We start from the raw sequence: 19,244 nt of genomic DNA, 5'->3' as shown, positions 1-19,244 counted from the left end.
TAATGTTTATTATAACGACTTTTGTGACGATAGCCAAAAAATTTACTTGTGAGTACGATCTAAGCTTCTGAACAGCATCTGTTCTTTGTTGAAGAACAGTTCGATATCGCCAGTTGGGCCATTGCGATGCTTTTTAACCAAAATGTCGGCAATGTTTTTGCGCTCCGTGTCGGTTTCATAATAATCCTCGCGATATATAAACATCACCACGTCGGCGTCTTGCTCAATACTGCCTGATTCACGCAGGTCAGACAGCTGTGGTATCTTGGGCGAGCGCATCTCGACCGACCGACTAAGCTGACTTAGGGCAATTACCGGCACATCGAGCTCGCGGGCTAGCCCTTTTAGCCCGCGTGAAATTTCTGATATTTCCTGAACTCGGTTTTCACCATAAGCTTGGCGGCCACTCATAAGCTGTAAATAGTCAATGATTATCAGGCCCAAGTCGTGCTCGGCCTGAAGCCGCCTGGCTTTAGTGCGCATTTCTAGAACATTGGCCATGGCTGAGTCGTCAATATATACTGGCGCCTCAGATAATATCCCCATGGCTTTATTAATTCGCTCAAAATCACTATCCTCTAAGTTCCCGGTACGCAGCTTCCAGCTGTCTATGCCGGCCTCAGCTGCTAACAAGCGGTCAATCAACTGCTCTTTGCTCATCTCGAGACTGAAGATTCCAACCGGCACGCCCTCTTTTGTAGCAATATGCTGAGCCATGTTAAGCGCCAGCGAGGTCTTTCCTAAACTTGGTCTAGCTGCCAAGATTATCAGATCAGACTTTTGCAGGCCGGCTAGCAAATTATCTAAGCTTTTAAAGCCCGTGGGCACACCACGTAGTTTATTTTTGTCTTTGTGAAGACTATCCAGGCGGTCAAAACTCTCAACCAACACATCCTTTATGGGTGTAAAGTTCTGCTTGAGATGCTTTTGGCTAACATTAAACAGTGTTTGCTCGGCGGTATCGAGCACCGATTCCAGAACCGCAGATTCGTCGTAGGCCAGTTTGTTAATTTCGCTAGAAGCCACTATCAAGCGCCTTAATGTGGCCTTTTGAGCAACAATTTGGGCGTATTGTTGTACATGCGCCGCCGACGGCACCGAGTTTACAAGCTCTGTCAGATAAGTGGCCCCGCCCACTGTATCGAGTTGCTTTTTGTCTTCTAAGAAGCTGGACAGCGTTACCACATCGACTGGTTGACGTTTTTCGTATAGAGACAGTACAGCGGCAAAAATCATGCCGTTTTTTTCGACATAAAAATCATCGGTCGCCACTAGATCGGCCACCTTGATAATAGCGTCTCGGTCAAGCAGTAAGGAGCCCAGCAGGCTCGACTCGGCCTGAATGTTTTGGGGCGGCATTCTCATGCTATCTGGTTTATTCGCCATCAACCAACTCCCCTCCAAGTATGGCCATGGCTGAACTTATGAGCTCGCTGTCTTTGCTGTCGGGTTCGACATTAGACATACTAGTATCCTCAAGTTTACACTGCAATTCAATTGGTCGCCCAAATGCTTTGGTCATAGCTTTTTCTATTAGCGCCTTATTACGAGGTTCCTCTATGCGCTCTTTGTGAAAGCTAAATCTACAAGTTACTACAAAATTATCACCATCCATATGGTACTTGGCCGAACGCAAGACAGCGTAGAGTGAGTTGTTGTGCTGCTTAATAAGGCTAAGAGCCTTGGTGCAAAGCCGCTCAGCCTCGGGATTGTTTTTAGTTGGAGCTGACGGCTTTGATTTTTGAGGGTCAGTAGCTGGACTTGAGCTTTTGGTGGTAGCTTGGGAGGTATTCGCAGACTGAGCTTGGTCGTCTACGGGTCTAGCCTCTAGTGGCCCCAGAGCTATTTCCACTATTGCCAGTTCCAACGGTAGGCTCGGGTGCGTTGTTATTTTAAAACCGACCAGGGCTTGGGCCAGGGCCTCTATAGCCGTTCTTGTAAAGGCCAGGTTGACTTTGTTGTCTTGCTGGCTGGCCTGCAAAAGCTGAAGCCTTAATAAATCTAGCAGTTGCTGGGTAACCACCAGGCCATCGTAGCCACCTGCTAAAATAGCCTTTAGCTGTTCCAGGCCGCCATTGGCGTCACCAGCTTGTAGACTTAGTAATAACTTCTTCAAATCAGCCTCAGTAACACGACCCAAAAACTGCCCCACCTGTTCAGCCGTAATCTCCTCATCCATAACCGACAACTGGTCGAGCAAACCAATGGCATCGCGAAAGCCGCCGTGGCTAAAAGCCGCGATCGCCTCTAGACCGTCCTGGCTAATTTTAATGCTCTCGGCTTGAGCAATTTCTCGAAGCCTAGTTAGCATGCCAGCTTGGCCGATTGGCCGAAAGTCATAGCGCTGGGTGCGCGACACAATGGTCTCGGGTAGCTTATGGGCCTCGGTGGTAGCCAATATAAATATTACATGGCTGGGTGGCTCTTCTAGCGTTTTAAGTAGGGCGTTAAAGGCCTCGCGAGTTAGCATGTGTGCCTCGTCGATTATATAAACTTTGTAATCAAGTTGGGCGGGGGCGGTTGCTATGGTGTCGCGCAGAGCTCGAATTTCGTCAATTCCCCGGTTACTAGCAGCATCGATTTCTATTACGTCTAGATAGCTACTTAGCTCTTGGTCGCCCATGAGCTTGTTTACGCCGCGGGCCAGATTGCGAGCCACAGTAGTCTTGCCGGTACCGCGCGGGCCAGCAAATAAATAGGCATGCGAAACCACTCCCTTTTTAATAGCGGCCTGCAGGGTTTTGGTAACGTGTTCCTGGCCAACCACCTCGTTAAACTCGGCTGGGCGATATTTGCGATACAATGCTAAGCGCGAAATCTAAAAAATCCCCCTCTCATAAATCCATTATACTACGGCCATATTTTACAGTACATTGGCTGTGATAACATATAAGAATGATTATTCGACCAGCAGAAGCTCACGACGTTGATCATATACAGGCGCTCCACGATAAGTATGTCCTAGACGTGACTAAGAGTGGGGATCCTGCATACGGTGCTGAGGTTCAGCAAAGAGGTTTCACTGTCAGTGCAGAGGAGGCTTCAGCTGGTGATCGGATGAAAATCTCTAAGTTGCTAAGAGTCGCCGAAGAAGACGGCGATGTTGTGGGCTACATTGATATTAGCAAAGAAGAATATTTTCCAGAAGATGCCGATAACATCGAGTGGTTTAGTAAAGATCTAAAAAACATCTACTATAATGACGACACAGCATTAACACTTCATCATATTGCTTCTGAAAGGTAGAGTAGGGGCATAGCCACGAAACTGCTTACGGACGCCGTTGAAAGCTTGAAAGAAGAAGGATATAGTCATTTATTCTCAATTGTGGCCACTGCGCCACTAACAAATTGTGCCTCGATTATTTGGCACACCAAAAATGGTTTTACTAGGGCATGTACTCACCCACCAATAGATTTATTCGGGCTAAGAAATTATCAGGCCGTCTTGTTCTACAAACAAATTTGACTAGCTACCAATTACAGCTTCAATCGCCGCCCAATTAGCCTGGCCATGGGCAGGGATCACAATCGTTACCTCGTCGCCAGGTTGAGCCTTAAAGTAAGTTACGCTGGCATATAGTACTCGGTAGTGGTTATCGCCAGCGATAGCAACATACTGGCCGTTTTCTAGACCAACTGTGGCAATGAGTTTTTTGCGTTCTATTGGGCCTATCTGCTTATAGATAAAACTACCGTCTTGAGCAATGGTAAGTTTAAGGGTATCGCCTTCAACTAACTTGGACTTACTAGCATAATTAGCTGGTACAGGGTAAACCTTATCCCCAGGACCAATCATATTTTGTCCATCAAATCGACCCTCAATAACCTTACCACCTGCAGCATCGGCAGGGGCGGTTGCTTTGGGCTTGTCGACGCCGGCCTTCTCTAGCTGGCCTTGAAGTTTAGCAACAGCCTCTTGAGCCTCTTTTAGTTGTTGCGTAAGATCATCGACTTTTTTGTCGTCTTTGTTTGCCATTTGTTTTGCTCTTCCAAATTACTTGCTTTTAGTTTAGCAAATTGTGGTGATTATGCCAAACTAGAAAACTATTTGCACAACTCACCAAACTGTCCATAAAAGTCGTGAATATAGCCGGCGAGAACATTTTCTTGGATCTTCTTAGCAACTGAAAGTATTTCATCAACGGCTTCGGGGCTTAGTGTAAACTTCAGAACAATCTGTTTTACAACCTGGAGGTTGGGTTTACTGATAATTGCTTGCTGCACTATCTTATGCCATTCTAGCAGGTCTTTTTTTCTAATCCCGTAGTTTTCTTCACTCACAGAAAAACTATCAAAGTAGTCAGTATATTTGCCCCAATTGCTACATTCTGAATATATGTCGATATCTTCACAGAACTTCATAGCTTGAGAAACATAGTCTGACCTAGGCAATTTGTTATAGATCTCGTGAGATCTAATGTAATTCTCTCGAACCTCATCTACAAGCGAATGAAACATCAAGCCTGCAGTAAACGAATTGTTACTTTCTTTAATGGCCTGCATCGAAATGTTTTTGTAGTGCGTTTTGTTACGATCAATCACGCCCAAATATCGGATGTCTGCAAAGCTTGTTCCTAGAACAAATTCCTCGAGATTGAAATTCGAAAAATTGTTTTTAAACACTTTATCTGATAGTGCTATATGGGTAACTATTCCTGCCATGACCTTAATTATAAACAAAAAAAGACCCATTAGGGTCTTTTTTGATGAGATCCTTCGACTATGCTCAGGATGACAATATTTACTGAAGTTCAACTGTTGCGCCGGCTTCTTCGAGCTTCTTTTGAGCCTCTTTGGCTTCTTCGGTTGGAACACCTTCTTTAACAACCTTGGGTGCGCCATCAACGATGGCCTTACTCTCAGCCAAACCAAGACCCGATACTTCACGTACGGCCTTAATTACGTCGATTTTCTTTTCACCTGCTGCAGTAAGCATAATGTTGTAATTAGCTTTTTCCTCAGTTGCTTCGGCTTCACCACCACCGGCAGCACCGCCAGCAACAGCTACGGCTGCTGGAGCAGCAGCACTAACACCAAAGTGATCTTCGAGCACCTTAACTAGCTCGGCTAGATCGAGCACGCTAAGTTCAGAAATCTGATCGACCAAACCTTTGAACTTGGCAGGCACTTCTTTCTTTTCCTCTTTGCTCTCCTGCTCAGGAGCAGCAGTCTCTTCTTTTACTTCTTCTTTATTTTCTTCTTCGGCCATTTTAGGCTCCTTTCTTTTCTTGTATTGCATTTAATGCATACAGAAGTTGAGTAATATTTGCATTAAGAACGCGAGCGAATCCACTGAGTGGTGCGGCAATGGTGCCAACCGTTAAAGCGATAAGTACTTCGCGGCTAGGTAGTTTGGCAAGAGCCAAGACTTCTTCGCGGCTAAGTGTTTTACCAGATTCATCGATTGCGCCCAAGATCTCCAAAGCTTCGTTGTCTTTGGTAAAATCTGCAATAATTTTGCAGGTTTGGGCTTCGTCTTGACCAAAAGCGATCGCCATAGGGCCAGTAAAAATGCTAGTATCAACATCTTTTAGCTGGCTGCCGGCAACAGCGATCTTAACTAAGGTGTTTTTGGCCACTTTGTAGCCAACCTCGCCTTCGCGCAACTTGCCACGCAGATCGCTTATGGCAGGCACGTCTAGGCCTCGGTAGTCGGTCAAAACTGCAATTTTGCATGAATCAAAGGCTTCGCTCAATGCTTTTACATCGGCTTCTTTTTGCTCTCTGGTCTTTGCCATGAGCCTCCTTTAGAATTGTTATTTAATGTGCTTTTTGATTACCAAACAAAAAATCTTTGGAAACTCCAAAGACTCATAGTTTGAAAATCTATTTAAGATTTTGTAACCTCTTGTAGCAAATTAATCCGCCAGCCGGCGGAAGCTACAGTCTTTGGTAATCGAGAACTATTTTATCAGATTAGACCAGTTAGGTCAACAGATTTAGATCCTGGAGAACACTCTTGAGCTGGTTAAAATTCTCAAACAATATTGGCTTAAAACCAACTTCTTCGGCAGTTTCTAACGGCTTATCATTATCATCGATAAAAACTAGCTCACGAATATCAACACTCAAATCGTGAGCAAGTCTTAAGAATGCTCCAGGTTCAGGCTTCATAGCACCAATGTTGCACGAAAAATCCATAACATCAAAGTGTTTACCTAAACCTAAGGCTTTTATCTTGTGGTAGCCAGCTTTATCCATGTTACTGAGAATCCCAACCTTGTAGCCATTCCTGCGTAAATCATCGGCCAAATCCAGAATATCCCGACTAATGCTCTGCTTTTGTTCTGCTTCTAGTTGTGTTTTTGTTACATATTCGTAAAATTCATCCTTGCCCAGATCATGCAAGACAAGCTTAATTACGTCGTTATAAGTTATGCTCCCTTTATTCATCTTGTGGTTGTGTTGCCACCAAGCCCGTTTCCACTCTTCCTGGGTCACTCCAATGTGGTCACGGATGTGCTGCATTATTTTTTTTGTTGGCTCGCCAAAAACCACACCACCGTAGTCGAAGCCAACAGCTTTGTATTTAGACATTATTCTTTCCAGTCGCCAATGTTACGGCGATTTTTGGCATTTATGTGCCAGGCATGCGGATCGGCTTTTTGCACGTCTTTTATGAGTTTTTTACCTGTCTGCGTATACATCTTTGTGTTTGCAATAATGTCCCTCGGAAGCACTTTTCTCAGATCATTACCCCTAGATGCCTGCTCCTGTAGCTCCATGTCGATATCGATGTTGTCGGAATCTTTTACCACCTTAGCTTCTAGACTTTCGCGTTTTTCATATTCTTCCCATAAACCTAAAAATTCGGCCTCTATCTCTGTACCCTTTAGCATTTCTTTTATGGCCATCTCTTCTTTTCGTTCGACATAAACTCGACTTACCTCGTCTACATCCCCTATTCGACTTTCGGTAATATCGTGAACTAGCGCCATTTTGGCCACCTTACCCAGATCTGCACCCTCGTGTTTGCCGACCATCAAGGCTATCCAGGCTACCCGAAAGGTATGTTCGGCCAGGTTTTCAAACTCAGGTGTTAGAAAACGTCGCCAAAGGCGCTGAATATAGCGGATTTGGCCCATTTCGAATAAAAACTCGACATCGCGGTCTTTCACTGTTTGTACCACCAATCCAGACTCTTAGTAAGTTTTGCAACGTCAGCTTTAACCTGCTTATCGCTAACTTTTTTGGCTACAACATTGCCGATCAGTTCGCCTATTTGCTTGGCCTGCTCTTTGGTCAGACCACGACTCGTAAGCGCAGCCGTGCCGAGCCGCAAGCCACTTGGCCGCCAGGCCGATTTGGTGTCGAACGGCAACATGTTGCGATTGGTGATAATACCTAGCTCCTCTAGCTTCTTTTGAGCTTCTAGACTATCTACATCCTCCGGCAGTTTGGTGAGGCATAGGTGATTTTGACTTGGGCTAATAATCTGTAATCCACTTGCACGTAAACCCGACTCTAGGGCCTTGCAGTTGTCTAAGATGTTCTGGCTGTAAGTTTTAAACTCTACTTTGTCTGGATACTCATCCTCGCCCAATATTTCTAACAATGCTTGGCCACATGCCGCAATCTGATGTTCGTGTGGTCCACCACTGGTACCGGGAAAGATGGTTTTGTTAATAGTCTCCATATATTCATTCTTAGCAAACAGCATAGCCCCGCGTGAGCCACGCATGGTCTTGTGAGTAGTCATGCTCACAAAATCAGCGCCTTCGTCGCCAGCTTTGAACGGCGTGTCGTGCAGGCCAACCGCCACCAAGCCGTTGATGTGGGCAATATCAGCCAGCACCAAGCTACCTGCCTCGTGCGCTAGCCGACACATTTGCGCAAACTCATAAGCCCTTGGGTAGGCCGAAAAGCCAATTATGGTCAGTTTAGGCTTAGCTTTTTCAAGCTTTTCCTTATAGTCATCTAGGTCAATCTCAAAGGTGTCTTCACCAACATCTTTAAGATCGTAGTTAACCAATTTAAAGAACTTGTTGTAATTACTCGTCTCGTGCAAGTGGCTCAAGTGGCCACCATTGGCCAATTTAAGGCTCAAAATAGTATCGCCAGGCTCAAGCATGGCCAAGTAAACCATACCATTGGCGGGGCTACCGCTTAGCACCTGAACGTTTACACCATAATCACCTTTTGTGGCGTCAAAAACCTCCAGGGCTTTGGCTTGTACAAACTCTTCGAGCTCATCGACATAAACATTGCCAGCATAGTAGCGTTTGCGCGGGCTGCCTTCGGCATATTTGTTCATCCAAACTGAGCCTAAAAGTTCCAAAACCTTAGGGCTTGGATAATTCTCGCTTGCAATTAAATTCAGTGTATCGCGTTGTTTTGCAAATTCTTGTTTGGTGAGTTCAAAGAGTTTATTCATAACTTGATTATATACTAACCCCCTAAACACACTAGTCAATTTTAATTGAGTTTACAAAGTTTGAGTCAAGCTTCATACTACAAATACAAAGAGTTTTAAAGGAGTAACATGGCAGACAAAGACGCTCAAGCTGACGCATACTACTCAGAAGATGCTCCCAGCGAAGAATTTGATCTTAGCTTTCTAGATGAAGACAAAAAAGCCAATTAGGCTTGGCTTAGTTGTTCCGCATATATTCTTGCATCGTGACATCTTGCCCAATGTGATATTCTCACCGGGCAAGTTGGCTATTGAATTAGCCGAGAGCCTGGATCAAAACGATGTCGATGTGACCCTATTTTCGCCAGGGCCGGTGGAAACGAAAGTTAAAAATATCACCGCCGATATGAGCTATTTTGAGAATGAACTTAAACTGCGAGGCGACACATATACCGACCTGCTCAAAAAACACCCCTTTACTTTTGTTACCCTAGCACGCCAAGTGCAGGCCGAAATTATCGCCAAAGCCTTTGCCGTGGCTAACAATAATGAGCTCGACATTGTGCATATTTATACCAACGAAGAAGACCTCGCGCTGCCGTTTGCCCAGTTTTGCCAGGAGCCCGTGGTATTTACTCACCACGATCCGTTCAATTTTTTAGTTAAATATAAGAATATTTTCCCCAAATACTCACAGCTTAATTGGATCTCGATGTCGCTGAGCCAGCGCAAGGCCATGCCAAAGGAAACCAACTGGATCGCTAACATTTACCATGGCCTTGGTGTGGATCTATTTACGCCGGTCAACAACCCTAAGAACGGCTACATCGCTTTCTTGGGCCGGATAATCGAACCAAAGGGCTTACACCTTGCAATCGAGGCCGTAAAGAAATACAACGGCACGGCACGGCAGCCACTCAAACTTAAAGTCGCCGGCAAGCACTATGCCGAGCACAGTAAAGATAGTTATTGGCAAAAGACCATCGAACCCGAACTAAATGGTTTAATTGAATATGTCGGCTTTATAAAAGACGTTGGTGCTAAAAATGAATTCCTAGGCAATGCTAAAGCCCTGATTATTCCCTCACTCTTCGAAGAGCCGTTTGGCATGGTAATGATCGAGGCTCTGGCCTGCGGCACGCCGCTGATTGGTCTTGATTCTGGCGCAATCCCAGAAGTTATTGTACAGAATAAAACCGGTTTCATTGTCGACAGAACAAAAGATCTGCAAAAGATGATTGACGGTTTGGCCACAGCTATTGGCAAGGTTGAAGAAATCGATCGTAAAGCTTGCCGGCAAGAATTTGAAGATCGTTTTACTCTCGAGCGCATGTGTACCGAGCACAGGCAAACCTACAAAAGACTGCTATACACAAAATAACTCCTCCCAGTCATTCGCTATCGAAAGGTTCTGCCGCTTCGGGTGGGGAATCTAGCTGGATCCCCAATCGGGTCGAGATGCTAATCTACATTAGCTACAAAACAACTAGTGGTGCTTTGATATGTGGATGTGACTCGTAGCCGGCAAGTTCGAAATTATCTATACTAAAGCCATCAATGTCTTTTACACGTCCGATGATTTTGAGCTTTGGAAACGCATATGGCTTGCGTTCTAATTGCTCCTTGGCTTGATCAATCTGATTTTTGTACAAGTGGGCATTGCCAATCGAGATTACCAACTCACGAGCCTCCAACCCTGTTACATGGGCAAGCATTTCTAGTAGCAACGCATATTGGGCAATGTTAAACGGCAAACCCAAAAAAACATCTGACGATCGCTGGTACAGCTGCATGCGAAGCTTGCCCTTGGTAACATCGAGCTGGAACATAGTGTGGCATGGAGGCAAGCGCATAGCCTCGAGATCGGCCGGGTTCCAAGCATTGACAATTATGGCTTTGGAATTTGGATTATTCTTGATTTGCTCAATAGCCCAGGCCAGCTGATCGATCTCAACACCTTTGGGATCTTGCCAGTGCCGCCATTGCACACCATAGACTGGTCCTAGGTTGAGATCTTTGTCGGCAAAGTCGTCCCAATAGCGAATGTTGTTGTCTTGCAAAACCTTAATATTAGAGCTGCCCGACACGAACCACAAGAGTTCATTCGCCAATATCTTAAATGGCATCTTTTTAGTAGTGAGAAGTGGAAAGCCAAGCCGCAAATCAAAGCTCATTTGGTAGCCAAAAATCGATTTAACATCGACTATACCTCGGGTCGGTTTAGTCTTACCGTCTTTTAAAATCTTGGCCATGAGTTGCAGGTATTGATATTCAGGATGCTGCTTCATACTACCCATTATAAAACATCCTGTGTGACAATTCGCCGCACCTTCTTGCCGGCTGCCTCTAGCATGGCCACAGCATAGCCCTCGGAGTGATCATGTTTGTAAACCAGTTCGGCAATATCGGTATCGGCAAACATACGCGCGCAGGCTGGGCAAGGAAGCAAATTAATGAACACTGTTGTGCCATGCAGATCAACTCTACGTTTTTGAGCCTCCATAACCAGCTGCACCTCGGCATGTACCGTGTCGTAGTGATTTAGGTCGTGTGGCGGCGAGAAATTTCGCTCGCGCGAAGCTCCATGGTGCATAGCAAAGGTTTCGTATGGCACGATCTTGTTCCAAGTAGCAAGAAGTGGTTTGTATTTTTGGCCGTTCTTTTTGCCCAATGATATGCCGGTCTGGAAACAATAGTCATACGATCGACACGCAATCCGGCTGGCCCAATCCAACATTTGCTCATCAGTCATTTGGCCGCTCCCTTTACTTGGATACAGGATTGTTAGTTTCGGTGCCGCTTTTTTGTCGAACGCTTTAGCTTCTGCCTCACCCGCAAACGGCGAAATGAGTTCATGTACCACACCTTGATTTACCAACACATAATACTCCGGTCTTGTATGAAAAGATGAGTGCCAGGAGCCATTAATCAAAATGGCTTTTTGAAAAGGTATTTTTTCTAGAATGTGTTTAAGATTGCGCTGATGATAGTGAAGTGCCGCAATTTTATGTGGGCTTTTTGAGCTGTTCACCCTGTCAACAACTGACTGAACCGCCTTCAGTTGCAGGGCCTTAAAATGAGGCTGGCCGTCGAACCCATCTATAAATTCTTCTCTTGAGATGCCCAACACAATATTGCCCTTGGGCAAATACTCGCGCACTAATTGTTCGAACCGCTTTTTAGAAATCTCGCGCGGTGCTACTATAAAGGTAGCTTTTAGCTCTTTTAGCGGTTTCTTACTCGCAAAGGCCAGCTCATCCCAGTCAAGCTCTAGATTCTTCATCTTGATACTTCTTGGCAAAACGCTTAGACAGTTTGGTTATTTTTTCGCGCTGGGAGTTATATAGATCTACATTTTCTTTGGGTGTGTTTTTAAGTTTACGGTAATTCCAGGCCGAGAGATCGGGTGCATCGAATGGTATGGTGTGAAAATGCAAATGCTCAACTGTGCTTTGTGCGCCCGCACCGTCCTTTTGCACTATCTGAATGCCCTTTATGCCGTGAATTTCGCGAATTAATTTTTTGGCTATATACATAAACTTGCGCATGGTCTCCCACTCACTCGGCGTTAGTTCTTTAACAGATTTTACATGGCGGCGCGGAATGATCATAGCATGACCATCTATGTAGGCATAAAGCGCCACCACCAACACCACACCATTTTCTTCGTGGAACACATAGTCGTCGTTAAGATGGCAAAACGCGCATTTACCAACATTCTTCCAAATGTTTTCATATTCACCAGTTATGCGAGCGTCGCGATAACCTTCTTGTTTTTTGCGTTCGGCGGGAGTCATTTCTTTTCTTTTAGTGGGTCTTTGCGCAAGGTCATAAAGTCTTTGAACACATCGCCCAAGTGCCCGCCAATGGCGCGCTGTACAATCGAGGTGGTCGATAGCGCCGTTGACTGGCGCGGCACCACCTTGACCTTGCCACCGTAGCGGGTAACTATCTTGTATTCTTTGGATTCTTTGTAGTTCTTGGTCCAGTCTTCTTTAACCGTTATGTAAACGTCGGGTTTAAGCATGGCTAAGCTTGGTGCACAACTTGGTTCGGGCAAAATCGTTACAAAATCGACAGAGCGCAAGAAAGTCAACATTTCGGCTCTTATCTTCTCATCTAGAATTGGCTTGTTAGCACCCTTAACTTTGCGTATGGCCTCGTTGCTACTCACGCCTGCCACCAAAACATCGCCGTCGGCTTTCGCCCGCTCCAAATACCTACACTGGCCAGCATGAATTAGATCCCACGAGCCAGCTGTGAAGACGATTTTCTTATCTTTTTCTTTTAATTTATCGTGTAAGTCTATTAGGTCGCTTTGTGATACAAGGCGCTTTTTCCAGTCGGTCATCTCCCCTCCTCCACTACGTTGACTACAGTAGTTTATCACATTCAATTGTAGCAAAATTTCTTGGGTGCGTACAAAGTGTTCGTTTTGCGCCAAGAACTCATACGGGTTGTGTCGCAAGAATTTGTAAAAGTCGTGGATCAAGAAGAATTTAACCAACTCCTCACGCAGGTTATGCGACTGGCCATCGTATTTTACATGCACCTGAGCTAGCTTGGCTGCCCCGCGTTTAGCATAGCCAGAATACAGAAAGTACTTTCTGGCCTTAATGGCATCTTTATATTTACAGTCAACCAGCAAAAAGGCTAAAGTGCGGGCAACATCAAAAACTGGGTGTCCAAAAGCAGCTTTCTCGAAGTCTATTATGCCGGTAACTTTTAGCTCGCCACCTTCGGTATTAAATAAAATGTTGCTGCGCACAAAATCCATGTGCAAGGGCTGCTGAGCTGGTAGCATGCTGGCAGCATCGATTACTTTTTTGAGCTTTGTAAGTACACTCAAGTCGATGGATAGCTGAAGTTTGCTTTGCATAGCCCGAGCAACATCGCTCGACTCAAAATATGCATTCATTCTCTCTAGCAAGCTCATGCACTCTTCGGCCACGTTGGGTAGCTTGTCTTGATCTAACTTGCTTAGCACGGAATGCATGTCACTCATAGTTTTGCCCAGCAGCTTGAGATGCTTTTGGGTATAGGCCTCCCACGGGATTGTCTGACCGGGCAAGTAATTGTAAACTGCCACATAGCCAACCCCGTTGGCCCAGTGTAGAGTCAAGATCCGCTCGTCGGCTCGCTGGCGCGCTGGCATGCCGCTGTCGGCCACAAATTCCGAAACCCGGTTGGCGTTTTTTATGCGCTCTAGTATGTCTGAGTCGCGCTTGTAAAAAATCAAGTTAATGGTTTTGGCTTTGTCTTTAAGTAACACGGGGTAAGACTCATTGCGATAACCTTTTTGGGCCGGCAAAAGATTGCTGTACTGTATGCCATAGGCTTGCAGCGCTCGTGGTAGGGCTTTTTGGTACATTATTTTACCCTGTCTAGCACCACAAAAGAGTAGTCGTAATCATTACGCTCATCTTTCTTGTGAGCCTCACGCGAAACCTCTTTAAACCTGCTCGGATCGATCTCTGGCAGAAAAGCGTCGCCCTCGACTTCGGCATCAACCTCGGTTAGATAAATGCGGTCTAGAATCGGCAGGCTCAGCGCAAAAATCTGGGCTCCGCCAATTACAAACACATCTTTACTGGGAGCTTTTTTTAAAGCTTCCTCAAGCGAGTTAACCACTACCGTGCCCGGTCCTTTAAAGTCTTTGTTGCGGGTAATTACTATATTAGTGCGGTTGGGCAAAATCTTACCGATCCGCTTAAGCAAGTGCTCATAGGTATTACGGCCCATTACCACGGTATTGCCGGTAGTAAGCTTGCTAAAGTTAATCATGTCGCCTCGTAGGTGCCAAGCAAAGTCGTTGTCTTTGCCGATTACCCGGTTGTGAGCCATGGCGATAATTGCAGATATCATAACTTAAGTATAACTAAGCGGTGTGACAAACGTAAATAATTGCTAAATTTCCGGCGGTAGGCCGAGTCCCGAAGGACCCGGCCCAACGCCTACCTGGGTGGCCAGTCACGGCCAGCGACCCTGATCTCCAACTCAAGCTTCTCATCGACATCCCAGTGTCGGTTGATGTGGTCCGTGCCTTGGGCAGAGTCATGACCGGGCACCTCCCGAATCGTCGGTTCGAACTTGGCAACCGCCCCTTCTGCGCCCTCGGTTGTCAGATCCTCCAGGAAGTCGCTTTTCAGCCATTCCTCCTCGTTGTCGGGAAGACCGAACAGAATGCCGCAGTTCCCACACTTGCGCGCTCGCGACAAGTCAGCAACTGCCGAGTTGGCGAACAGGCCCATCCGCTTCACATTGTCGGGACCGAGGCTGCCTGCATGCACGGCCTGCATACCGAGCTCGCAGAAAGGGCACAAGCCCTCAATCACAACCTTTAGTCCAGGTGTGCCGTTGTTGTTGTAGACCGAAGCGGCCCATCTCTTGATGTCCATGATCTTCTCGTTTCTGTCGTCGTTTTGGTTGAGATCAAGGTTATTCTTGCACACCAGTGTGACAAAACCCAAGCATAACAAATACTAATTCCTCTTGAACTTTTAAAACAGTGATAATTATGGTAAATTCTTGTCGACCTATCAGCACCCACCCAGGAGGACGCCATGCGTGATCTTCAACTTATCAAGAATGCCAGCGTGTGCCAAGACTCACACTGGCTGCGCGATCCGACCGTCCGTACCCGCGAGCAAGCAACAGAACGTGGGCACCAGAACTGCCCCAGGTTCGACGAATGCAACGCCGGTGGCCTGCTAGGTCCCGGCAAGCTCAGCTGCATTCCCCGTTCTGGAATGGATGTTGCTCGCTTCGCTCGTGAAGGACGCGTTCCGGTCCGCCAGGAGATGAGCGACTTCAGGCAAGCTCCATTCCTCAACGAAGTCAGAGGCTTCATCGACCCATACGACGACCCCGATGCCGTTCTGACCGACAAGGAAGGTGCGTTCCAACGAGTCGAGGCTTGGGCCAACGACATCGTCGGTCCCGCAGAGACAAGCCAGCAACTTCAGGCCAACATCGCCGCTGCCCACTGCGAATTCCACGACGGGTTCTTGCCTGGCTGCAATGGCTGTGGAGTAGCGCGGGTAGCCGCGCTTGATCGGACTGATGTAGTTCGGCCCAATGGCATCCCCCAAGTGGTCGAGCGCGATCTCTGCCGTTGTCCCATCCTGCAAGTCGGCGACTTCTGTCCTGTCCACGGCGGCTGAGTCGCAACCCGCCCCTGTCAAACAAGAATGCCCTCGTCTTGACGGGGGCATTCTTGTTTTAGATATAATCTTATTTTATTCGCGGGCTTCTTTGAGAGCCTCAGATGGATCGAGCTTAATGCTCGGGCTCATACTAGAGCTAATGTACATTGATCGAACGAATGTGCCCTTAACACCGCTTGGTTTGGCTTTGTTTAAGCCATCAACAGCGGCTTTGGCGTTAGCCAACATGTCAGTTGGCTTAAAGCTAAGTTTGCCAAAAGCAATGTGCACAATGCCACTCGGGTCATTCTTAATCTCGGCTCGGCCCTTCTTGATTTCGGCTACCGCCTCGGCTGGCTTGGCAGTTACCGTACCGCTCTTGGGCGATGGCATAAGGCCCTTGGGACCCAACACTTTGGCATGTTTACCCAGCCCGGCCATTTGGTCGGGTGTAGCAATTAGAACATCGAAGTTAAACTTGTTTTTACCGATCTCATCTAAAATTTGAGCGGCATCGGTGCTATCGGCACCGGCCTTTTTGGCTTCGGCGGCTTCTTTGTCACTGGCAATTACAGCTACCTTTACGGCTTTACCGGTGCCAGCTGGTAGTGAAACCGAGCTGCGCACCATCTGGTCGGCTTGACGCGGATCAATATTGAGTGCCACGTGAAGTTCGGCAGTTGGGTCGAACTTAACCTTCGAAACCTTGGGCAGAACCTCTAGGGCTTCTTTGAGCCCATAGAGCTTATCTGGCTCAATCAGCTTGCGGGCGTCCTTTTGAGCTTTGGTGTACTTTTTTACCCTTGGCTTTTGAACAACTTTGGGCTTAGACTCTTCAGCCTTTTCTTTGGCCTCTTCTTTACGAGCTTCTTTCGCCTCTTTTTCGGCTTCTTCGGTTTGTGCTTTGGCACTACGCTTACCAGCCTTGGTAGTAGCTTTTTTAGTTTCTGGCTTAACTTCTTCGGCAGTAGCCTTGGCCTCCTTAGCCTTCTCTTCTACCTTTTCTTCTTTTGCCTTCGCGGTTTTCTTTGATTCTTTTTTGGCTTCTGCCATGAGTTACTCCTTTCGTGGTGCTTGCGACTAAAAGTGTCTCCCACCTATCAATTTTTACAAACTACTTGGTTTCTACCTCTACGCCCATGCTGCGAGCCGTACCAGCAATTACTTTCTTGGCAGCCTCAACATCGTTGGCGTTTAGATCATCTATCTTTTCTTTAGCTATCTCTTCGAGCTTAGCTTGGCTTAGGGTGGCTACCTTGTCTTTGTTGGGCACACCCGAGCCTTTTTTTATACCAACTGCCTGGCGAATTAGCTCTGCCGTCGGCGTGCCCTTAATCACAAAAGTCATGCTCTTGTCTTCGTAGATAGTCACCAGAACAGGCGTTGGTTTGCCCTTGCGGTCTTGAGTGGCCTCATTGAATGGATTAATAAAGTCCATCATATTAACGCCATGTTGACCCAAAGATGAGCCAACTGGTGGGGCTGGAGTAGCTGTGCCTCCCATAATAACCATTTTTACTTTTGCGTGGATTTTTTTAGTTTCTGCCATAATATTTCCTTTCTAGACCTTCTTAACCTGTAAGCTGTCTAGTTCTACTGGGGTTTCGCGACCAAACATGTTTACCAGCACTTTGATCTTGCCCTTTTGCTCGTCGATCTCGTTTACTGTAGCGTCGAAGCCCTTAAACGGACCATCGGTAATACTAACCAACTCACCCAGGCTAAAGTCAATCTTATACTTTGGATCTTCGATGCCCATTCGTTTTTGGATTGAGGCGACCTCGGCTTCGCTCAAGGGTGATGGTGTGGTACCCGAACCGACAAAACCAGTCACATTTGGCGTATTGCGAACCACAAACCAGCTGTCCTCGGTAACGGTCATATGCACCAATATGTAGCCCGGAAAAATCTTGCGCTCTACAATGCGGCGTTTGCCATTCTTGATTTCTATCTGATTTTCTTTTGGCACCACGACATCGAAGATCTTGTCTTTCATCTCCATGGTTTCGATTCGCTGACGCAGTTGTTCGGCCACTTGGTCTTCATAGCCTGAGTAGGTATGGATTACATACCAGTTTTTTAAATCGTCTGATTTTTTCATGCGCTTTTTCCTATAAGGAGTTTTTGTAAGATTGCTTTGAAGGCTACATCTAGACCGCTCAGATAAACACCAACTACCAGGGCTGCAACAACCACAATTGCTGCTAACCACAGCGCTTGTTTGCGGGTTGGCCAGACAACCTTTTTGAGCTCCTCGATCGAAGCCTGAATGTAGTTTGTAATACGATTCATAGCTTGGTTTAACTTAAAAAAGCCCGGGGGCTTTTGGTCTTTTTTATGTTTATACAGCTACATTCTACAGATATTTAATAGTTATGTCAAGGAATGTTGTAGCGAATGTTGCGCGAGCTGGGAACAATCCGCTGGCTGCTGTTTGGCAGCTTATTTTGTAGCTGTGTCATGCTGGCCTGAACTGTTGAACTGGCCGAATTGGCAGTAGACAACAAGGCCGCCAGAACCATTACCACAAATAGCAGATATACAAAAACCGGCCAAGTTCTTTCTGGTAGTGATTGGTGCGTCTTAACTAGTCTCAGCTGTGTGGGCTTTAATCTGGATTCGACCCATCTGTAAACACCTGCCCATTGTTGCCAGTTTATTAGATCTAACCATACCAATATCAACAGTCCTGCCAAGAACAGCCCTACAAAAATCACTGTTTGTAAAACCGGATTATTGCTTAAACTCACTAATCCCCAATACACCCCGGCGGTGGTTACAAAGAGTAGTCCAACTTGCACAACTAGGTTTGTAAATTGAGCTACGATCTCGGCACAAAACCAAGCAAAGTGGCTTAACTGCAGATGCAAACTTCGCAAAACAGATCTAAATATACCGGTGTTCGACTGCAGACAGATCAGCTGTGCCATCTGCAAAGACACATGCGCGGCAATTGCAATAAGTGTAGCTGCAACAAAAAGTAAAATGATTTTGGCAACGGTAACAGGCTGTAAGAGCTGGGCTAGCGACTCTAGCCTTGAAACAACGACGTAAAGACTCAACAATAATATGGCCGCCGCCACTATCCACTTGCTTACAACAATCACAAGTTGACTAAAGAATTTAGCGTTAGCTTGCCTCCAACTTATCCGCTCTTGTTGCAGTGCGCCACTAACTCCGTATGGAAAAAGCAGCGCCTGAAAGCCAACCGACAGCATAGCAACCAATACCAGACCAAGTAAAATAAATACATACAGCCAATAATGTGAAGCGTTGAGCCAGTTACGAGCCGTGCTTTCTACGCCGGCAAGATTAACGTTTGCCAACCAATACGCATTGGCCACGATTATGGGTAAGCTTATAAGCAACACAAAACGCCAGCTAAAAACGTTTTTTAATAAGCTTGCCAGCAAGAGCTTTGAGCTAATTGGTGCAGACAGGCTGCGCCCTACCATTAGTCGCCAGAGGGTATTTTCTGTTGGGGCTATATGGGGTTTTTGGAGGTTATTAATTGGCTTTGTGGCATTTGGCGTCTTCGATTTAGACTGCTTAGAGGTGGCGTGGGTCTCAGATTCAGCTTTTTGTGGAATTCTTAGTTCTGATTGCAGCGACAAAACACTGCTAAACCTACTAATTTGCCGACTCGGCTCTTTGCCCGACCGAACAGAGTCTACAGGATTGTTTTGAACCGATCTTGTCATAACCATATTATACTAGTTTTTTGCGAGTTCATGACCGTATCTA

General features: G+C 46.3%; 23 protein-coding genes. 3 read left to right on the top strand and 20 right to left on the bottom strand.

What is annotated here, in order from left to right:
• Positions 1–42: 42 nt before the first annotated feature.
• Together dnaB and dnaX are read right to left on the bottom strand one after the other, a co-directional pair.
• Positions 43–1,386, bottom strand: coding sequence for a replicative DNA helicase (gene dnaB, locus HYX70_00570; protein MBI2797777.1), 1,344 nt, complete (start codon positions 1,384–1,386; stop codon positions 43–45).
• Positions 1,376–2,803, bottom strand: a complete 1,428-nt coding sequence (gene dnaX / locus HYX70_00565) for a DNA polymerase III subunit gamma/tau (GenBank protein MBI2797776.1) — start codon at positions 2,801–2,803, stop codon at positions 1,376–1,378. Before dnaX ends, dnaB begins: the two co-directional genes overlap by 11 nt.
• A gap of 92 nt (positions 2,804–2,895) precedes the next feature.
• Between dnaX and HYX70_00560 the strand changes: the two genes are divergently transcribed.
• Positions 2,896–3,246, top strand: a complete 351-nt coding sequence (locus tag HYX70_00560) for a hypothetical protein (GenBank protein MBI2797775.1) — start codon at positions 2,896–2,898, stop codon at positions 3,244–3,246.
• Between the two features lie 222 nt (positions 3,247–3,468).
• On the opposite strand, the gene HYX70_00555 is transcribed toward HYX70_00560, so the two are convergent.
• The 7 genes from HYX70_00555 to HYX70_00525 all read right to left on the bottom strand — a co-directional run bounded on the left by HYX70_00555 (position 3,469) and on the right by HYX70_00525 (position 8,376).
• A complete protein-coding gene (locus HYX70_00555) occupies positions 3,469–3,978 on the bottom strand; it encodes a hypothetical protein (GenBank protein ID MBI2797774.1) in 510 nt (169 codons plus the stop codon).
• Between the two features lie 68 nt (positions 3,979–4,046).
• On the bottom strand, positions 4,047–4,664 hold the full coding sequence (locus HYX70_00550; GenBank protein ID MBI2797773.1) for a hypothetical protein: 618 nt from the start codon (positions 4,662–4,664) through the stop codon (positions 4,047–4,049).
• Positions 4,665–4,743: 79 nt separating this feature from the next.
• Positions 4,744–5,211, bottom strand: coding sequence for a 50S ribosomal protein L7/L12 (rplL, locus tag HYX70_00545; GenBank protein MBI2797772.1), 468 nt, complete (start codon positions 5,209–5,211; stop codon positions 4,744–4,746).
• A gap of 1 nt (position 5,212) precedes the next feature.
• Positions 5,213–5,740 carry a 50S ribosomal protein L10 gene (locus HYX70_00540; GenBank protein MBI2797771.1) on the bottom strand — a complete coding sequence of 176 codons (528 nt, stop codon included), beginning with the start codon at positions 5,738–5,740 and terminating at the stop codon, positions 5,213–5,215.
• Positions 5,741–5,927: 187 nt separating this feature from the next.
• Positions 5,928–6,539: an HAD-IA family hydrolase gene (locus HYX70_00535; protein ID MBI2797770.1), complete on the bottom strand. Its 612-nt coding sequence runs from the start codon at positions 6,537–6,539 to the stop codon at positions 5,928–5,930.
• Positions 6,539–7,135 (bottom strand): HD domain-containing protein, encoded by a 597-nt coding sequence (locus HYX70_00530; GenBank protein ID MBI2797769.1) that lies wholly within the window; start codon positions 7,133–7,135, stop codon positions 6,539–6,541. The genes HYX70_00535 and HYX70_00530 overlap by 1 nt, the downstream gene beginning before the upstream one ends.
• A complete protein-coding gene (locus HYX70_00525; protein ID MBI2797768.1) occupies positions 7,117–8,376 on the bottom strand; it encodes a serine hydroxymethyltransferase in 1,260 nt (419 codons plus the stop codon). The genes HYX70_00530 and HYX70_00525 overlap by 19 nt, the downstream gene beginning before the upstream one ends.
• Positions 8,377–8,563: 187 nt before the next feature.
• On the opposite strand from HYX70_00525, the gene HYX70_00520 reads away from it, so the two are divergent.
• Positions 8,564–9,736, top strand: coding sequence for a glycosyltransferase (locus HYX70_00520; GenBank protein ID MBI2797767.1), 1,173 nt, complete (start codon positions 8,564–8,566; stop codon positions 9,734–9,736).
• A gap of 94 nt (positions 9,737–9,830) precedes the next feature.
• Here HYX70_00520 and HYX70_00515 read toward each other — a convergent pair whose 3' ends face one another.
• From HYX70_00515 to HYX70_00490, 6 genes are all read right to left on the bottom strand, one after another.
• Positions 9,831–10,643: a thymidylate synthase gene (locus tag HYX70_00515; GenBank protein ID MBI2797766.1), complete on the bottom strand. Its 813-nt coding sequence runs from the start codon at positions 10,641–10,643 to the stop codon at positions 9,831–9,833.
• Positions 10,644–10,651: 8 nt separating this feature from the next.
• Positions 10,652–11,638 (bottom strand): hypothetical protein, encoded by a 987-nt coding sequence (locus HYX70_00510; GenBank protein ID MBI2797765.1) that lies wholly within the window; start codon positions 11,636–11,638, stop codon positions 10,652–10,654.
• A complete protein-coding gene (locus tag HYX70_00505; GenBank protein ID MBI2797764.1) occupies positions 11,619–12,152 on the bottom strand; it encodes an HIT domain-containing protein in 534 nt (177 codons plus the stop codon). The genes HYX70_00510 and HYX70_00505 overlap by 20 nt, the downstream gene beginning before the upstream one ends.
• Positions 12,149–13,726, bottom strand: coding sequence for a phosphotransferase (locus HYX70_00500; GenBank protein ID MBI2797763.1), 1,578 nt, complete (start codon positions 13,724–13,726; stop codon positions 12,149–12,151). The genes HYX70_00505 and HYX70_00500 overlap by 4 nt, the downstream gene beginning before the upstream one ends.
• Entirely contained in the window at positions 13,726–14,220 is a 495-nt protein-coding gene (locus HYX70_00495) for a dihydrofolate reductase (protein ID MBI2797762.1), read from the bottom strand. Before HYX70_00495 ends, HYX70_00500 begins: the two co-directional genes overlap by 1 nt.
• 89 nt (positions 14,221–14,309) lie before the next feature.
• Positions 14,310–14,825 (bottom strand): hypothetical protein, encoded by a 516-nt coding sequence (locus HYX70_00490; protein MBI2797761.1) that lies wholly within the window; start codon positions 14,823–14,825, stop codon positions 14,310–14,312.
• 93 nt (positions 14,826–14,918) lie between these two features.
• Here HYX70_00490 and HYX70_00485 point away from each other — a divergent pair, with 93 nt between their 5' ends.
• Positions 14,919–15,518 (top strand): hypothetical protein, encoded by a 600-nt coding sequence (locus tag HYX70_00485; GenBank protein ID MBI2797760.1) that lies wholly within the window; start codon positions 14,919–14,921, stop codon positions 15,516–15,518.
• A gap of 75 nt (positions 15,519–15,593) precedes the next feature.
• Here HYX70_00485 and rplA read toward each other — a convergent pair whose 3' ends face one another.
• The 5 genes from rplA to HYX70_00460 all read right to left on the bottom strand — a co-directional run bounded on the left by rplA (position 15,594) and on the right by HYX70_00460 (position 19,201).
• Entirely contained in the window at positions 15,594–16,553 is a 960-nt protein-coding gene (gene rplA, locus HYX70_00480) for a 50S ribosomal protein L1 (protein MBI2797759.1), read from the bottom strand.
• Positions 16,554–16,614: 61 nt separating this feature from the next.
• On the bottom strand, positions 16,615–17,049 hold the full coding sequence (gene rplK / locus HYX70_00475; protein ID MBI2797758.1) for a 50S ribosomal protein L11: 435 nt from the start codon (positions 17,047–17,049) through the stop codon (positions 16,615–16,617).
• A gap of 12 nt (positions 17,050–17,061) precedes the next feature.
• Positions 17,062–17,601: a transcription termination/antitermination protein NusG gene (gene nusG, locus HYX70_00470; GenBank protein ID MBI2797757.1), complete on the bottom strand. Its 540-nt coding sequence runs from the start codon at positions 17,599–17,601 to the stop codon at positions 17,062–17,064.
• Entirely contained in the window at positions 17,598–17,792 is a 195-nt protein-coding gene (gene secE / locus HYX70_00465) for a preprotein translocase subunit SecE (GenBank protein ID MBI2797756.1), read from the bottom strand. The genes nusG and secE overlap by 4 nt, the downstream gene beginning before the upstream one ends.
• An 86-nt stretch (positions 17,793–17,878) precedes the next feature.
• Positions 17,879–19,201 carry a hypothetical protein gene (locus HYX70_00460; protein MBI2797755.1) on the bottom strand — a complete coding sequence of 441 codons (1,323 nt, stop codon included), beginning with the start codon at positions 19,199–19,201 and terminating at the stop codon, positions 17,879–17,881.
• Positions 19,202–19,244: the final 43 nt, after the last annotated feature.

The sequence above is a fragment of the Candidatus Saccharibacteria bacterium genome (assembly GCA_016191105.1).
In the GTDB taxonomy this organism is placed as follows: Bacteria; Patescibacteriota; Saccharimonadia; order CAILAD01; family BJGX01; genus JACPPH01.
Note: the sequence above shows the minus strand (reverse complement) of the source record. Positions and strands in the feature narration are given on the sequence as shown.

Coding starts and splice junctions, on each gene's coding strand:
- HYX70_00500 (MBI2797763.1), bottom strand. CDS start 13,726: ATGTACCAAAAAGCCCTACCACGAGCGCTGCAAGCCTATGGCATACAG.
- HYX70_00495 (MBI2797762.1), bottom strand. CDS start 14,220: ATGATATCTGCAATTATCGCCATGGCTCACAACCGGGTAATCGGCAAA.
- HYX70_00560 (MBI2797775.1), top strand. CDS start 2,896: ATGATTATTCGACCAGCAGAAGCTCACGACGTTGATCATATACAGGCG.
- HYX70_00485 (MBI2797760.1), top strand. CDS start 14,919: ATGCGTGATCTTCAACTTATCAAGAATGCCAGCGTGTGCCAAGACTCA.
- nusG (MBI2797757.1), bottom strand. CDS start 17,601: ATGAAAAAATCAGACGATTTAAAAAACTGGTATGTAATCCATACCTAC.
- HYX70_00555 (MBI2797774.1), bottom strand. CDS start 3,978: ATGGCAAACAAAGACGACAAAAAAGTCGATGATCTTACGCAACAACTA.
- rplA (MBI2797759.1), bottom strand. CDS start 16,553: ATGGCAGAAGCCAAAAAAGAATCAAAGAAAACCGCGAAGGCAAAAGAA.
- HYX70_00550 (MBI2797773.1), bottom strand. CDS start 4,664: ATGGCAGGAATAGTTACCCATATAGCACTATCAGATAAAGTGTTTAAA.
- HYX70_00540 (MBI2797771.1), bottom strand. CDS start 5,740: ATGGCAAAGACCAGAGAGCAAAAAGAAGCCGATGTAAAAGCATTGAGC.
- HYX70_00505 (MBI2797764.1), bottom strand. CDS start 12,152: ATGACTCCCGCCGAACGCAAAAAACAAGAAGGTTATCGCGACGCTCGC.
- HYX70_00515 (MBI2797766.1), bottom strand. CDS start 10,643: ATGAAGCAGCATCCTGAATATCAATACCTGCAACTCATGGCCAAGATT.
- HYX70_00460 (MBI2797755.1), bottom strand. CDS start 19,201: ATGACAAGATCGGTTCAAAACAATCCTGTAGACTCTGTTCGGTCGGGC.
- HYX70_00520 (MBI2797767.1), top strand. CDS start 8,564: ATGAAGACAAAAAAGCCAATTAGGCTTGGCTTAGTTGTTCCGCATATA.
- HYX70_00535 (MBI2797770.1), bottom strand. CDS start 6,539: ATGTCTAAATACAAAGCTGTTGGCTTCGACTACGGTGGTGTGGTTTTT.
- HYX70_00510 (MBI2797765.1), bottom strand. CDS start 11,638: ATGAAGAATCTAGAGCTTGACTGGGATGAGCTGGCCTTTGCGAGTAAG.
- secE (MBI2797756.1), bottom strand. CDS start 17,792: ATGAATCGTATTACAAACTACATTCAGGCTTCGATCGAGGAGCTCAAA.
- HYX70_00525 (MBI2797768.1), bottom strand. CDS start 8,376: ATGAATAAACTCTTTGAACTCACCAAACAAGAATTTGCAAAACAACGC.
- rplK (MBI2797758.1), bottom strand. CDS start 17,049: ATGGCAGAAACTAAAAAAATCCACGCAAAAGTAAAAATGGTTATTATG.
- rplL (MBI2797772.1), bottom strand. CDS start 5,211: ATGGCCGAAGAAGAAAATAAAGAAGAAGTAAAAGAAGAGACTGCTGCT.
- dnaB (MBI2797777.1), bottom strand. CDS start 1,386: ATGGCGAATAAACCAGATAGCATGAGAATGCCGCCCCAAAACATTCAG.